9 protein-coding genes are annotated in these 14,865 nt (G+C 72.9%); 7 read left to right on the plus strand and 2 right to left on the minus strand.

From position 1 onward, the window contains the following. Positions 1–35: 35 nt before the first annotated feature. From WMF27_RS20315 to WMF27_RS20340, 6 genes are all read left to right on the plus strand, one after another. Entirely contained in the window at positions 36–1,727 is a 1,692-nt protein-coding gene (locus WMF27_RS20315) for a serine/threonine-protein kinase (RefSeq protein ID WP_437767240.1), read from the plus strand. 4 nt (positions 1,728–1,731) lie between these two features. Then, positions 1,732–2,610, plus strand: a complete 879-nt coding sequence (locus tag WMF27_RS20320) for a hypothetical protein (protein WP_437767239.1) — start codon at positions 1,732–1,734, stop codon at positions 2,608–2,610. After that, positions 2,610–3,470 carry a formylglycine-generating enzyme family protein gene (locus WMF27_RS20325; protein WP_437767238.1) on the plus strand — a complete coding sequence of 287 codons (861 nt, stop codon included), beginning with the start codon at positions 2,610–2,612 and terminating at the stop codon, positions 3,468–3,470. The genes WMF27_RS20320 and WMF27_RS20325 overlap by 1 nt, the downstream gene beginning before the upstream one ends. A 167-nt stretch (positions 3,471–3,637) precedes the next feature. Next, positions 3,638–5,251: a hypothetical protein gene (locus WMF27_RS20330; protein ID WP_437767237.1), complete on the plus strand. Its 1,614-nt coding sequence runs from the start codon at positions 3,638–3,640 to the stop codon at positions 5,249–5,251. After that, positions 5,164–5,790, plus strand: coding sequence for a leucine-rich repeat domain-containing protein (locus WMF27_RS20335; RefSeq protein WP_437767236.1), 627 nt, complete (start codon positions 5,164–5,166; stop codon positions 5,788–5,790). The genes WMF27_RS20330 and WMF27_RS20335 overlap by 88 nt, the downstream gene beginning before the upstream one ends. Positions 5,791–5,942: 152 nt before the next feature. Continuing rightward, positions 5,943–6,131, plus strand: a complete 189-nt coding sequence (locus tag WMF27_RS20340) for a hypothetical protein (protein WP_437767232.1) — start codon at positions 5,943–5,945, stop codon at positions 6,129–6,131. Here WMF27_RS20340 and WMF27_RS20345 read toward each other — a convergent pair. Beyond that, entirely contained in the window at positions 6,121–7,608 is a 1,488-nt protein-coding gene (locus WMF27_RS20345; RefSeq protein WP_437767231.1) for a sigma 54-interacting transcriptional regulator, read from the minus strand. The two genes, WMF27_RS20340 and WMF27_RS20345, sit on opposite strands and share 11 nt — an antisense overlap. 265 nt (positions 7,609–7,873) lie before the next feature. On the opposite strand from WMF27_RS20345, the gene WMF27_RS20350 reads away from it, so the two are divergent. Then, entirely contained in the window at positions 7,874–9,436 is a 1,563-nt protein-coding gene (locus tag WMF27_RS20350; RefSeq protein WP_437944403.1) for an endo alpha-1,4 polygalactosaminidase, read from the plus strand. A gap of 75 nt (positions 9,437–9,511) precedes the next feature. Here the strand turns inward: WMF27_RS20350 and WMF27_RS20355 are convergent, their stop codons facing one another. Next, positions 9,512–14,449, minus strand: coding sequence for an MG2 domain-containing protein (locus WMF27_RS20355; RefSeq protein WP_437767229.1), 4,938 nt, complete (start codon positions 14,447–14,449; stop codon positions 9,512–9,514). Between the last annotated feature and the right edge of the window lie 416 nt (positions 14,450–14,865).

A 14,865-nucleotide genomic window follows, 5' to 3' on the forward strand; every position in this document is an offset into this window, starting at 1 on the left:
CGGCGCCGGGCGCGCTCGTGTATCATCCCACCGGCATGTCGCCGGAGCCGTCGCAGCCCAGGCCCATCGGGCGGTATCTGCTGTACCGCGCGATCGCATCCGGCGGGATGGCGTCCGTGCACCTCGGCCGGCTCGTCGGCGACGCGGGCTTCTCGCGCACCGTGGCCATCAAGCGGCTGCACCCCGCGCTCGCCGAGGCGCCCGAGATCGCCGAGAGCCTGCGCGACGAGGCCCGCATCGTCGCGCGCATCCAGCACCCCAACGTCGTCGCCATGGTCGACCTCCTCGTCGCGGAGGACGAGGCGTTCCTGGTCATGGAGTACGTGCGGGGCGAGTCGCTGGCGCGGCTGCTCCGGGCGGCGCGCGCGCGCGGCGCGCCGGCGCCGGTGCCCATCGTCGCGAGCATCGCGTGCGGCGCGCTCCACGGCCTGCACGCGGCCCACGAGGCGCGCAGCGAGTCGGGCGAGCCGCTCGGCATCGTGCACCGGGACGTCTCGCCCGAGAACGTGCTCGTCGGCGTCGACGGAACGGCGCGGCTGCTCGACTTCGGCATCGCCAAGGCGCGCGGGCGGCTCAGCACCACCCGCGGCGGGCAGATCAAGGGCAAGCTCGCGTACATGGCCCCCGAGCAGGTCCTCTGCGCCGACGTGACCCGGCGGACCGACGTGTTCGCGGCGGGCGCGGTCCTCTGGGAGGCGCTCGCAGGCCGCCGGCTCTTCGACGGCGGCGACGAGGGCGACCTCATCCGGGCCGTGCTCGAGGAGCCGATCCGGCCCCCGAGCTCGCTCGCGGCGCACGTGCCGCCTGCGCTCGACGCCATCGTCCTCCGTGCGCTGGAGCGGAACCCGGAGGGCCGCTACCCGACCGCCCGCGAGCTCGCGGTCGCCATCGAGGACGCCGTCCCGCTCGCGTCGCCGCGCGCCGTGGGCGAGTGGGTGGAGGAGCTCGCCGGCGATGCGCTCGCGCGGCGGGCGGCGCGCGTCGCCGCCATCGAGAGCGCGTCGGCGGGGATCCCGGGCGGCCCGGCGGCGGCCAGCTCGGGCGCGGCCGCGCGGGGTGGGTCGGGCGCGCCCGGCGACGGGGGCGGACCTGATGAGCCCATCTCGCAGAGCCATCCGGGGCGCGGGCTGGCAGAGACCGCGCCCGCGATCCCGTCGAGGGCCCTCGATCACGGGACGCCGGCGGCTGAGCCCCCGCCCGGATCGGTGACGTCCAGCGGGATCTCGCTGGGACTGCCTGCGACCGACGGCGCGCGGCACGAGGGTCCGCCCCCCGCGGAGAGGAAGCGCGCGCGCCCGCCGCTCGCGCTGCTCGGCGCGCTGCTCCTCGGCGGCGCGGCCGCGCTCGCGGCGCAGTCGTGGCGCCGCGCCCCTCCCGGCCCGGAGGACGCCGCGCGCGCGGCCCACGCGCCCGCGGCGCAGGCGGCCAGCGCCTCGGCGGCGAGCGCCGTCGCGGCGAGGCCGACGAGCACCGTGACGGCTGGCCCGGCGAGCGCTCCCGCGGCTGGCCCGGCGAGCGCTCCCGCGGCTGGCCCGGCGAGCGCTCCCGCGGCTGACCCGACGAGCACCGTCGCGCCCGCGCCCGCACAGCGCCCGGCGCGCCCTGCCGCGGGCACGCGCGCGCCCGCCCCCGCGGCACGCGCGACCCGCGCCGACGCCCAGCGCTGCTCCCCGCCCTATACCGTGGACAAGGCCGGCATACGCCGGCTCAAGCCTGAGTGCCTGTGAACCGATGAACCCTCCGTGTCCCGCCCGCGCCCGGCTCGCGCTCTCCCTCGCCGCCGCGGCGGCGCTCTCGCTCACCGGCGCGCGCGCCGACGCCGCGCCCCACAAGCAGGCGTGCGCCGACGCCTACGAGCGCGCGCAGGGCCTCCGCCGCGACGGTCGGCTGATCGAGGCGCGCGCCGCGCTGGTCGTCTGCTCGCAGCCGACGTGCCCGGCGGCCGCCGTGGCCGACTGCGGGCCGTGGCTCGCCGAGGTCGAGCAGAGCCTGCCCTCCGTGGTCGTCGCCGCGAAGGACGCGCACGGGCGAGAGCGCCTCGACGTGCGCGTGCTCGTGGACGGGCGCCCCCTCGCCGCGGCGCTCGACGGCAAGGCGCTGCCGGTCGACCCGGGTCCACGCACCTTCCGCTTCGAGCCCGCGACAGGCCCCGCCGTCGAGGAGCGCGTGCTGATCCGCGAGGGCGAGAAGAACCGCCCGCTCACCGTGACCCTGGGCGCGCTTGCGGCCGGCGCCCCCACCTCACCTCGCCCGCTCGCCCCGCGCGCCGCGCCCCCCGCGGAGCCCTCGGTCCCGGGGCTCGTGTGGGCCTCCGGCGCCGTCGGCGTCGCTGGCCTCGCGGTGTTCGCCGTCGCCGGCGCCCTCTCGCTGAGCGCCGAGGCCGACCTGCGCGCCACGTGCGCCCCGCGCTGCGCGGAGGGCGAGGTGCGCGCCATCCGGGTCCAGCACGCCATCGCCGACGTCGGCCTCGGCGTGGGCGTCGTCGCGCTGGGCGCCGCGGCGTGGCTCTACATGACCCGGCCGGCCGCGGCGCAGCCCCCGAAGGCCGGCGCGACGGCGCTCCGGCCGTTCATCGCCGGCAGCGCCGCGGGCGTCGCGGGGGCCTTCTGATGCGCGCGTCGGCCCGCGCCCGCGGCGGCGCCGCCGCCCTGGCGGCGGCCCTCCTCTCGGCGTGCTCGCTCGTGCGCCCGCTGCACGGCCTCACCTGCGAGCCCGGGGCCGGCAACGCCTCGTGCCTGTACGGCCAGCCCTGCGACGCCAGCGCCGACTGCACGACGGCCGCGTGCACCGAGGGCGTCTGCCAGTGCCCCGCCGGCATGGTGACGATCGAGAGCTCGTTCTGCGTCGATCGAACCGAGGTGTCGAACGCCGCCTACCGCGCCTTCCTCGCCACGCGGCCGGACGTCGCGGGGCAGGAGCCGTTCTGCGCGTTCAACGGCACCTTCGATTTCGACGACACCGAGCCCGACGCGCCCCCCGTGTGCACGGCGCGCCGCAAGGAGGACGAGCACCCCGCCACCTGCGTCGACTGGTGCGACGCGCGCGCCTTCTGCAAGAGCCAGGGCAAGCGCCTCTGCGGCGAGCGCCACGGCGGCCCGCTGCCGTTCCGCGGTGACATGGCGCAGGGCGAGTGGTTCGACGCGTGCAGCAAGCACGGCGCGCTCGCTCACTCCACCGGCGAGTTCGACGCTCTCCAGTGCAACGGCGACGGCACCGAGACGGTGCCGGTCGGCGACGACACCAGCCTGGCGTGCGAGGGCGGCTATCTCGGCCTGCAGCACATGAGCGGAAACGTCCGCGAGTGGGAAGACGCGTGCTCCGACGACGTCGGCCCCGGCGACCTCTGCAGGACCCGGGGCGGGGCGTTCGACAGCGAGGGAACGCTCGAAGAGCTCCGGTGCGACGCGCGCGACGAGCGCGAGCGCGCCGACACCGATCACACGATCGGGTTCCGCTGCTGCAGCGGGTAGCGCCGCGACGACGCCGGCGGCCGCGGGCTCTTCCCTCGGCGACATCTTCCCTGACGTAGAGGGGGAACCCCGGAGGCGACCAGGGAACTTCCCCTGCCAGGAAGACGCCCATTGGCCCCTCGAGGGCGAGGCACCAAAGCGGCACGAAGTCTGCTCCGACGGGAACGATGCCCCCCTCCTCGCCTCTTCGAAGTCTCCGGAAAAGCTCTGGGATCGCGCTGGCCCTCGGCCTCGGCCGAGGAAACCGCGACCTTGGACGCGTGTCAGCGTGTGCCAAGATCGGCCTTGGTCAGATCCCGACGTCGCAGGTACGCCGCTTCATCGCTCTCGCGTTGCCCTTCGTTCTCCTCGCGTGCCGGACGACGGGCGGACCGGCGGCGAGTGCGGAGAACGCGTCCGGCGGAGATGCGTCGACCGGGGGCGCGGGCGCCGGCGGAACGGCGTCAGCTGGAGCAAGTGGCGGTGCGGGTGGCGCAGCAAGCGGCGGCGCTGCGAGTGGCGGCGCGAACGGGAGCGGCGGAGCGCAGCCCGACCCCGATGGGGCCGGCGAGGAATTTCTCCTGAGCTTCCCGCGGCGCAACGCCTTTGGCCTCGGTCAACCGCTCGCAGCGACCCCAGATGGCTCGGTCGTCACGGTCGGAGCTCGAGCTCCCGCGGAGCTCCTCCCCGATTCGATCGGCGAACCCTTTCTCGCGGAGTACTCGGCGACCGGAGAAGTTCTCCACGCGCTCGCGCTGCCCGGAGCCGCTGAGCCAGAGTTGATGGCGATCGACGCGGAAGGCTCGATCTTCCTCGTCGGTCAGCTCTACATGGACATGACCTTCGGCGAGTTCACCCTCACGGCCGTCGAGGAAGGGTTTTATCTGGTCAAGGTGAACCCCGACTTTTCGATCGCCCTTGCGGCCGGGGTCACCCTCGAAGGCAGCTCTCCTCTGAGCACGATGGCGGTCGACGCGGACGGCGACGTCGTCGTTGGCCTCGGCGTGTACAACGACGACGCGTCCGTACAAAAACCTCGGATCATGAAGTTCTCCGGGTCGACCCTCAAAGAGATCTGGAGCACGACGTTCGAGCACGATATCAGCCAGGGATACACGATTGCCCTCACGTTCAATCGTGGCGGTGAGATCCTCGCCGGCGGCGCGTTCACTGGAAGACTCACGATCGGAGGGACAGAGCTCGAAAAGGCTGGAGGGCAGGACGATCCAGCCGTCTACAACGGCTGGCTCGCCTGGCTCGACCCGGAGAGCGGCGATCCCCTGCGCGCGCTCCGCTTTGGCGGGGCGAGCTTCGACTATGTGAAAGACCTGAAGTCGACCGCCTCTGGACGCCTCCTCCTCCTCGCCTCACAGACGTCGACATCGACCTTCCTCGATCATACGGACACCTTCGACGAGAAAAGATCGGAGTCGGTCCTCTATGATTTCGAGGACGGTGAGACAGTGCGTTGGGCGAGCCGGCTCGGCGGACCAGACTATTACGGCAACGCGCTGGCCCTGGGCGGCGATGGTCAAAGCTACGTGGCCGGTCGCTTCGGCTGGCTCGGCACGGAAGAAGATGCCAAAGGAGGGCGCCTCACGCGCTTCGCGGCAGACGGAGCGAAGGGCGAGAGCGTCGAGTTCGCGACCGGTAACCCGAACGGCCTGACGCACGTCGCCGTCGACACGAAAGGCGGCGTCTGGGTCAGCGGGGCGTGGGAAACGGCCTTCGATTTTTCAGGAAAGAGCTACGCTCCGCCGACCGATGGCGGACAGTTCGTCCTCCGGAAAAAGGGATTCTAGACGAACGCGCGCGTCGCGTCTCTCCTCGCGCAGGCGGCCACGATGTCCGCCACCTTGCCGCCGATCGCGAGATCCATTCCCTCTCCGGCATCGAGTGCATCCGCTCTCTCACGCAGCTCGACGTCATCGGCAATCGCCTGGCAGATCTCTCGCCGCTGCGCTCGCTCACGGAGCTGCGCTCCCTGACCGCAAGGCGCAACCCGATCACGAATGTCGCGCCGCTGCGCTCGCTCATCCGGTTGTACGACGCCGAGATCAGCGACACCTCGCCCCTGTCGACCCTGACCGAGCTGAGGCTGCTGTTCCTCGGGCGCAACCGCATCTCCGACCTCTCTCCGCTCGCGAGCCTTCCTTCCCTGTCCATCTTTGACATCTCGGACAGCTTGGTGTCCGATCTGACACCCCTCGTGGCCAACCCGGATTTCGGCCAAAGCGGCATGGTGGGCTTGCGCAGAAACCCGATCGACTGCGCAGCTCAGGCGAGCAACCTCGCAGCGCTCAGGGCGCGCGGAGCGCACGTCCTTTCGGACTGCCCGTGACGCCCCGCTCCCGGGGATGCACGAAGGCGCTCCGCGTCCCAGCCGACGGCGAGCGCTGCGGCGAACAGGGCGTTCGAGTCAGGGCTGTAGCGGTAGGAGAGGACCGGTTTTTCTGGCGGGATTTCTGACACGCGGAACCAGGCAGCCCGCGCGTGAGCCGGACGATCCACGTCGCCATCACCCGGCGCGTCCGGAAGGAGCACACCAAGGCGTTCGAGCGAGACCTGGCCGAGCTCGCGCGCCGGCTCGCGACCGGCGACTCCACCAGCATCCCCCCTCGCCGAAGCGCGCCGGCTCCCGGGCGCGGCGCCCATGCGCGCTCCCCGCGGCTCATCGCCTGATGTCGTACTTGTCCAGCTTGTAGAGCAGCGCGCGCCGCGAGATGCCGAGCCGCTTCGCCGCGCGCGTCTGGTTGTTCCCCTCGGCGGCGAGGGCGTCCTCGATGCTCCGCTTCTCCAGCTCGGCGAGGCGCGCCGGCATCGTCCCGTCGGCGGACGGCGGCGGCGCCCCCGTGCTCGCCGGGGGTGCGCCCGCGCCCGCGCTCGCTGGGGGCGCGGCGCCCTCGGCGCCCTCCACCACGGAGGCCGGAAGGTGCTCGACCTCGATGACGCCGCCCTCGGCCAGGACGACGGCGTGCTCCACCGCGTTGCGCAGCTCGCGCAGGTTGCCGGGCCACGCGTGCGCCTCGAGCGCCTGCATCGCCGCGGGCGCGAAGCGCGGCGCCCGCTCCCCCATGCGCCCGGCGACCTGCTGCGCGAAGCGGTGCGCGAGCAGCGCGATCTCGGCGCGCCGCTCGCGCAGCGGCGGGACGCGGAGGACGAACGTGCTGATGCGATAGTAGAGATCCTGCCGGAACCTCCCGGCCGCCACCTCGGCCTGGAGGTCCCGGTGCGTCGCGCACACGACGCGCACGTCGAGCTCGATCTCCTGCGTGCCGCCAATCCGGGCCACGCGCCGGCTCTCGAGCACGCGCAGCAGCTTGGCCTGCATGGCGAGGGGCAGCTCGCCGATCTCGTCGAGCAGCAGCGTGCCGCCCTGCGCCGCCTCGAAGTAGCCGATCTTGCGGCGATCCGCCCCGGTGAAGGCGGCCTTCTCGTGCCCGAAGAGCTCGCTCTCGAGCAGCGCCTCGGGCAGCGCAGCGCAGCTGAGCCTCACGAACGGGCCCCCGGCGCGCGGGCTTATGCGGTGGAGCTGCTCGGAGACGACCTCTTTCCCCGAACCCGTCTCGCCGAGCACGAGCACCGTCGTCTGCGCGCGCGCGAGGCGCTGCACCACCTGGAAGACCTTCACCATCGCCTCGTCCGCGACGACGAAGCCGGCGCCGGCGCCGGAGGGCGGGCCCTCCAGCGCCTCCGGCGCGGCCCCCGGCGGCGCCGCCTCGACGGGCGCCGCCGCCGCGATCGCGACGACGATCTCGGCCGGGCCGATGCGGATCACGTCGCCGCCGGCGAGGGCCCGCTCCGCCCCGCGCACGACGGCGCCGTTCACCGACGTGCCATTGCGGCTCCCGAGGTCGACGAGCGCGACGACCTGGCCCCGCCGCGCGACGCGCGCGTGGTTGCGCGAGACGCGGGCGTCGTCCACGCAGACCGTGCACTCCGGCGCGCGGCCGACCGCGACCACATCGCCGTCGGTGAGATCGATCACCCGCGCCGCGCCATCACCGGCGCGGACGATCAGGGAGGCCTGACCCTGCGGCGTCCGCTCGCTGGGCGCGCTCTCCGCGGCGTCGAGCTCGGTCGCGACCTCGGCCGCGGTCGGCGGCGGCGCCGCGCTCGGCGGAGAAGCTGCCTGTCGACGAGGGTCTCGCTCCGCCATGCCGTTCGAGGGTTGCGCAAGTGTACGACGCTTGCGCAACCCGCAGCAACGGCAGCGCGCGCCGCCGCGCGGAAGACGCGGAGCGCGCGCTGGTCCCCGCCTTGCAGTGCCTCCGCGGCGCGCACGGACCGGCGCCTCTCTGGCGCGCGGTGACGCTGCGGGAGCCGCGATCGCCGGGAGCCGTCGCGGGCACCGGAGCGTCTGGAGGCGCATCGCGCCGACGTGCGCCTGGCTTCACGAACGACCAGCACGACAGGAGACGAGCATGACTTATCCCATCCGACCGGCGACCTCTCTCGCGATCCGCGGCCCCCTGCGCCATGCCCTCGTGAGCCTGGCCGCGGCGCTCGCCGCCGCCGGGTGCGGCGCGGATCCGGGCTCCGACGCGGAGATCGCCTCGGCGGCGAGCGGCGACGCGGTCACCGGCGCCCTCACGATGACCTGCTCCAGGCTGACGGTGAGCCGGGGCAGCATCGGCGCCGGGCAGACGGCCGCCGCGCTCGCGACGGCGGAGCTCACGGGCCAGCAGGACGTGTGGAGCAAGTACGTCGAGTTCGCGCCCGGCACGAGCGCGACGTGCGAGTACGCGCTCCCCAAGGGCACCTCGGCGACGCAGCTCGCGTCCCTCGCGCTGGGCGTGAATTACCGCGGCCCGGCGAGGTCGGCCATGCGCTGGACCTTCGAGGCGTGGGACGCGGCCGCCCGCGCCTGGGTCCCGGTCGGCGACAACGCGTTCGCGCGCGACTGGTCCTGGACGAGCGCGAGCCTGAGCCTGCCGGGATCGCTCGGGCGGTTCGTGGCGGGCGGGACCCTCAAGATCCGGTACGCGACGAGCAGCTCCGCCGACAGCTCGATGCTCGACAAGCTCGTCCTCACGGGCACGACCAGCGGCGGCTCCACTGGCACCGGCAGCGGCGGCTCCGGCGGCTCCGGCGGCTCCGGCGGCTCCGGCGGCTCCGGCGGCTCCGGCGGCTCCGGCGGCTCCGGCGGCGCCGGCGGCAGCGGCGGCTCCGGCGGCGCCGACGGCAGCGGCGGCTCCGGCGGCGCCGGCGGCAGCGGCGGCTCCGGCGGCTCCGGCGGCTCCGGCGGCTCCGGCGGCAGCGGCGGCTCCACTGGCACCGGCATCTGGGTCCCCGCGCCCGGGACGACGTGGCAATGGCAGCTCACGGGCACCATCGACACCAGCCTCGATGTCGCCATGTACGATATCGATCTCTTCGACGCCCCGCAGGCGAAGATCGACACGCTGCGCGCGGCCGGAAAGAAGGTGATCTGCTACTTCAGCGCGGGGAGCAGCGAGGACTGGCGCGACGACGCGTCGAAGTTCCCCGCCGCGGCGCTCGGCAACCCGCTCGACGGCTGGCCGGGCGAGCGGTGGCTCGACACCCGCAACGCCGGCGTGCGCGACGTCATGAAGGCTCGGCTGGACCTCGCGGTGCAGAAGCGCTGCGACGGCGTGGAGCCCGACAACGTCGACGGCTACACCAACGGCCCCGGCTTCCCGCTGACGGCGGCGACGCAGCTCGATTACAACCGCTTCCTGGCCGCCGAGGCGCACGCGCGCGGGCTGTCCATCGGGCTGAAGAACGATCTCGATCAGGTGAGAGACCTGGTGGGGAGCTTCGACTGGGCCCTGAACGAGGAGTGCCACGAATACGACGAGTGCGACATGCTCACCCCGTTCATCCGCGCCGGCAAGGCGGTGTTCCACGCGGAGTACGTCGACGCCTCGCAGGCGAACGCCGTCTGCGCCGCCACGAAGCCGCTCGGGCTCTCGACCTTGATCAAGAAGCTCGACCTCGACGCCTGGCGCGTCGCCTGCCCCTGATCCACGCGCCAGCGCCCGCCGGCGCAGGGGCGCCGGCCGCGCCCCCGCGGGCGCGCCCCTCGCCCGCTCAGCCCTTCACTCCGCCGCCACCTCGAAGGTCTGCGCTCCGGAGAAGCTCTGCTGCTCCGGCTGGTAGTACGGGTGCGCCTCGGCGCCGCCGTCCTCCGCCCAGACAGGCATGGTCGCTTGCAGCCGGTAAGCGAAGGTGGCCGCGCGCCCCGCAGGGATCTCCTTCACGTAGAGGATCAGCTGCTTGCCCGTGATCTCGAACTTCGAGAGCTGGCCCGCCGCGATGTACTCCTGGAGATCCTCGGTCAGGAGCTGGAAGCCGGGCGGCAGCCCCACGGTCACGAGGACCATGCTCTGCACCGAGTCCGTCTTGTTCTGGACGCTCAGCGACGCCGTCACGATGTCGTCCACGTACAGCTGGGTCTTGTCGTACGTCACGCTGACCGCGAGCGGCCCGCCCGCGTCGCTCGGGACCGCGCTCCACGGGAGGTTGTGGCGGCCGACCAGGTTGTAGCTGAGCTTTCCCTCCCCCGAGAACGCGATCGTGACGTCGTGCGCGCCCGCGGTCGCGAGGTGCGTGAGATCGACCGTCGTCATGACGTCGGACTGTTCCTCCGACAGGAGGACCGCGCCCGCCGACGCGCCGTCGACCGCGACGGTCACCCTCCCCGTGGCGCCCTCCGTCCCCTTGCTCGCGGCGAGGAGCAGCGTGCGCAGGCTCCAGATCGTCGCCTGGGTGGAGCCGAAGTTGCCGTTCGGGTCCTTCGACTGGGTCAGGAACTTCACGCCGCCGTCGGCGCTCGGCCGGTGGGCATCCGCGGAGAGCAGCGCGTGGGCCGCGAGCGCGGTCGTCGTGACTCTCGCGTCGTTCCCGGACTCGTAGAACGAGGTCTGCGTGCCGCCGTCATCCCAGAAAAATGCGTCTTCTTCCGCGGTCTTGCGCTGGTCCAGCGCGTCGAGCACGCCGTCGGTCAGCGCGCCGGAGGGGTCGGCCACGGCGAGCGCGTTGGCCGCGATCGCCAGCGTGTACAGGTCGTCGGTCGCCGGCTTCAGCGAGCGGCCCAGGTAGGCGAGCCCCGTCCCGATCTCGGGCCCCGTGTACCCCGCGCTCGCGAGCGCCCAGAGCACGAAGGCGCTGTTGCGGAGCGTGCCCGTGTGGAAGCTGAAGAACTCGGTCTGGTCGCCTTCCCACGTGCCGTCCGCCTTCTGCTGCCCGGCGAGCCAGTTGACGGTCCGGGCGAGCATCGCCTCGTCCACGGTGTGGACCTTGATCATGTCGGCGAACTCCATGACGCCGAACGCGGTGACCGACAGGTACGGATGCCCGTCCTGCTCGCCGAACCACGAGAAGCCGCCGCCCGGGTGCTCGAACGTGAGCAATCGCTGGTACCCCGCCGAGATCAGCGACTCGGCCTTCATCTGGATCTCCGGGGTGATCTGGCCTGTCTGCTTCATGTACTGCGTGACGAGCACGTTGGGCCAGGTCGTCGAGGTGGTCTGCTCGAAGCAGCCATTCGGGATCTGGAGCATGCTGTCCATGCCGCTCACGACCTGCGACAGGAACGCGGGGTAGATCTCGAGATAGAGCTGGTTCGAGCCGGGGACCGCGTCCGCAGGGAACGACAGCGCGTGATCGGCGCTGCCCGACGCGAGCATGCCAGACGCGCTCTCTGCGAAGGGCTTGCCGTCCGGGACCACGCGCACGGTGCGGGCCACGGCATCGGCGCCCGCGCTGCCCCGCGCGGTGACCGTGAGCGAGTTGACGCCCACCGTGTTCACCTTCACCGGGAACCGGACGCCGCGCACCTCGCCCGCCGCGAGGGGCACCGTCGTCGACGTGTCGCCGAGCGGGGTGTACCAGCTCCCCGGCTCGAGGGTGAGCTCGACCGTCTGCGGCGTCTCCAGGTAGTTGTAGACGGCGATCGGGAACTCGACCTCGTCGCCGCGCGTGAGCGTCGCCGGGAAGCTCACGTCGACGAAGAAGTCCTGGAACACCTTGAAGCCGCTCTGGATGCCGCCGAGCTTGCCGTCGGTCGAGTTCGCCAGCGCCGAGAGCCGCCACTCGGTGATGCTGTCCGCGAGCGGGATGCTCAGGGTGGCCGTGCCGTCGGGGCTCGTGATCACGCTCGGGTTGACGTAGAGGGTCTCCGGGAACTCGCGCCGGACGCGCGGCCCGCCCCCGTTGTCGCCGCCGGGCTCCGCGGTGGGATCCCCGGCCGAGCCGCCGCCCGCTCCGGTTCCTCCGGTCGCGCCGCCGTTGACCCAGCCGCCGTCCGCGTCGCCGGGGATGCCCCCTTCTGCCCAGTCCTGCGGGGGCACCTGGACCCCGAGATCGCCGAACGAGAACGCGAACGTCGCGTCGTCCTGGCTCTGCGCCACCTCGTCGGGCCCCGACGATTGCAGCGAGAGCCCGCTCCAGCTGGAGGCCACCCGGTACGCGTTGCCCCACACGTCGAAGGCGCGCAGGCGCTCGGCGACCCGGTTCCCGAGCAGCTCGACGTACACGCCCTGCCCGTTGCAGCTGAACTGGGTGGCGTCGCAGCCGAGCGCCTTCAGCTCCCGCGCGGCGGCCGCGGCGGCCTCCGCGAGCCAGGGCTTCATCACGCCCTTCTGGCGCTCGTAGAACGGCGCGAGCTCCGCCGGCACCTTCGCCAGCACGGCGGGCCACGTGCGCGCCTGGAGGCCGGTGAGCGACGTGCCCGCGAGCGCGGCGAGCGAGGCCTGGGTCTTCACCTGCGCGGCCTCGGCCTGCTCGGGGTCCTCGCTCGCTGTCGCGTTGAACAACAGGTCCTGGAGGTTCGCGGCCGGGCCGTGGATCTCGTAGCTCGGCTTCGCGAACTCGTCCTCCAGCTCGAAGTAGGTGCGGAGCAGCCCCGGCTGGGCGTCGACGAGCGCGAAGACCGCCTGATCGACCACCTGGACGCCGAGCGCGGCGACCTTCGGGTTCCCCGCGTCGTCCTTGACCGACAGCCGCAGCGTCGCCGTCTCTCCCGGCGCATACAGGGGCTTGTCGGCCTCGACCTCGACGCTCAGCGCGGAGTCGCCCCGCGCGAACACGGTGCGGCCGGAGCGGACCAGATTGCCATCGTCGTCGACGAGGTAGGCCTCGACCCGGTTGCTGCCGAGCAATCCGGCGTCGACAGGCATGCTGAAATGGGCGCGCCCGCCCTCGAGCTCGAGAGAGCGCATGTCCACGGCCTGACCGTCGTTCAGCCAGTCGACATAGACGCTGCCGGCCTCCTCGCTCGACTCGATGGTGACCTCGACCGTCTCGCCGGTCTCGTAGACGGCCCGGTCGGTGCGCACGAGCAGGTGCTCGCCGCCCGTCTGCGTGCCGAACGAGAACCTCCGCGTGACCGCCCGCGCCCCGACCGTCGCCCGCACCTCGAACGCGCCGTCCGCCGTACCGACCGGCGGGGTGAAGCTCACCGCGGCCTGGCCGAAGGCGTCGGTGCGCGCGGTGAGCTGCGTGCGGTCCGGCGCGGTGATGACCGCCTCGGTGTCGGCGAGCGGCGCCCCGAGCGGGTCGGTGACGAAGAGAAGAAGGGTGTTGGGGATCCCCGGGACGAGCTCGCGCGCCTCGGGCACGAGCACGATCGTGGCCGCGTCGGCGGCGACCTTGACCGGGATCGCCTTCGTGACCTCCTGCCCCGCCGTGTCCGCGACGGTGACGGTGAGCGTCACGGCCGCGTCGCCCTGCTCCAGCGGCAGACCCGCGAGGCTCGGCGGAAGCGTCAGGCTGAACCCGTAATGGCCCTCGGCGTCGAGCTCGCCCACGATGCGCTGGAACGTCGTCTGACCGACGTCCAGCGACGCCGCCTCGATGGTCACGCTGCCGCCGGCGACGTTCTTGCCGAAGAAATAGCGCGCGTCGATGGTGCCTGTCAGCGTGTCGCCCGCGGTGTACCACGGCCTGTCGGTCCTCACCGCGACCTCGAACTTGGGCAGCGCGTACTGCCCCACGGTCACGACCTTCTCCGTCGTGGTCTCCCCGCTCACGAGGCGCACCTTGAACTCGCCGGTGTTCACGATGGAGCCGATCCGGAACGTCGTCGCGGCGACGCCGTAGGCGTCGGTCTCGATGGGCTTCTTGAAGATCTTGTTGCCCTTGCCGTCCTCCACCTCGAACGTGATCGCCTCGCGGACGAGCGGCGCGTTGTTCCCCCGCTCGAGCGCGAGCGCGCGCAGGTGGATCGTCTGGCCGGGCTTGTAGAGCGGCTTGTCGGTGGTGAGGAGCAGCTTCGGGCCGGGGCCCTCGACGGTGATGTTCGCGGTGAGGGCCGCGTTGACGCCGAAGCCGAGCGCCTGCGCGGAGACGGGGTGCGCGCCGAGCGCGCCGGGCTCCACCTCGAACACGGCGGCGCCGAGCGCGTCGGTCGTCCCGCGGAGCGGCCGCGCCCCCTCGCCCACCGCGAGCTCGACGTCCACGTTGGGCACCGGCTGATGGGAGAAAGCGTCGGTCGCGCGCACGCGGTAGCTCGCGGTGCGCCCGCGCACCACGCGCGCCGGCCCCTCGAGCTGCACGTCGTAGGGCGGGATGACGCGCAGAAGGCTCCGCGTGACGAGCAGCCCCTCCTCCGACCCGTCGTCGACGCGGACGAGGTACCGCGCGAGGCCCGGCTGCGCGCTCACGGCCGGCGCCGGAAGGCGCGCCTCCGCGGTCGTCGCCGTCCCGCCCGCGATCTCCAGGTCGACCTCGGTCGTGCCTTGTTCCCTGTCCGCGCCGAGATCGACGAGCGTGACGCGCAGGTGGCCGCTCGTCGCGCCGGCGGTCAGGTTGCGCACCGGGATCTGGAGGCGCAGATCGCTCCCGTCGATCACGCCCAGCAGCCGCGCTTCGTCGATCTCGAGCGTGCCGTTCCGCGGTTGATCCGGGCGACCAAGCGTCGTTGGCGGGGCCTCGTCGGAGGAGCACCCCGCCGCGAACGCGCTCGCCAGCGCCAGCGCGGCGAGCAGGTGGGGAGAGCTCCAGCGTCGGCGAAGAGCATCGAAGCGTACACGCATAAGTCCAAATCCTCCCGAGCGGCGCTGGCACATCCCCAGCGACCGGCGCGTAGGTTGCATCCGCCGTACCAAGAGGAACCACCGCCCTCGAGCAGCAAATCCGCGGGAATAGACGCGGACCGCGCGCAGAATGTGCGCCACCTTGTGCCAAGATTCTGGCCGATCCGCGCCTCCACCGCGTGCGGGACTCCGTTCACTTGGGGGGATCGCGACGCCTCTGTGACTCGATGACTCGATGACTCGATGACTCGATGACTCGACGAGCCGAGCACCGCCGACCCCCCCGCGATGGCGAGGCCGCGTGGCGTGCCCGGCCCATGGGATGGGGTCGACCGGTCACGAGGGGCCGCGCCGTGCTCCCCTGGACATCGGGATCCGACCGTCTCAGGTTCTCGCGCGAGCGCAAGGCGCTTCGC

Origin of the sequence: Sorangium sp. So ce281 (assembly GCF_051527395.1) — a bacterium.
Classification (GTDB): Bacteria; Myxococcota_A; Polyangia; order Polyangiales; family Polyangiaceae; genus Sorangium; species Sorangium cellulosum_B.

Excerpts from the sequence above, each read along its gene's own strand:
- WMF27_RS20315 (WP_437767240.1), top strand. The coding sequence starts at position 36 with ATGTCGCCGGAGCCGTCGCAGCCCAGGCCCATCGGGCGGTATCTGCTG.
- WMF27_RS20320 (WP_437767239.1), top strand. The coding sequence starts at position 1,732 with ATGAACCCTCCGTGTCCCGCCCGCGCCCGGCTCGCGCTCTCCCTCGCC.
- WMF27_RS20325 (WP_437767238.1), top strand. The coding sequence starts at position 2,610 with ATGCGCGCGTCGGCCCGCGCCCGCGGCGGCGCCGCCGCCCTGGCGGCG.
- WMF27_RS20330 (WP_437767237.1), top strand. The coding sequence starts at position 3,638 with ATGCCCCCCTCCTCGCCTCTTCGAAGTCTCCGGAAAAGCTCTGGGATC.
- WMF27_RS20345 (WP_437767231.1), bottom strand. The coding sequence starts at position 7,608 with ATGGCGGAGCGAGACCCTCGTCGACAGGCAGCTTCTCCGCCGAGCGCG.
- WMF27_RS20350 (WP_437944403.1), top strand. The coding sequence starts at position 7,874 with ATGACTTATCCCATCCGACCGGCGACCTCTCTCGCGATCCGCGGCCCC.
- WMF27_RS20355 (WP_437767229.1), bottom strand. The coding sequence starts at position 14,449 with ATGCGTGTACGCTTCGATGCTCTTCGCCGACGCTGGAGCTCTCCCCAC.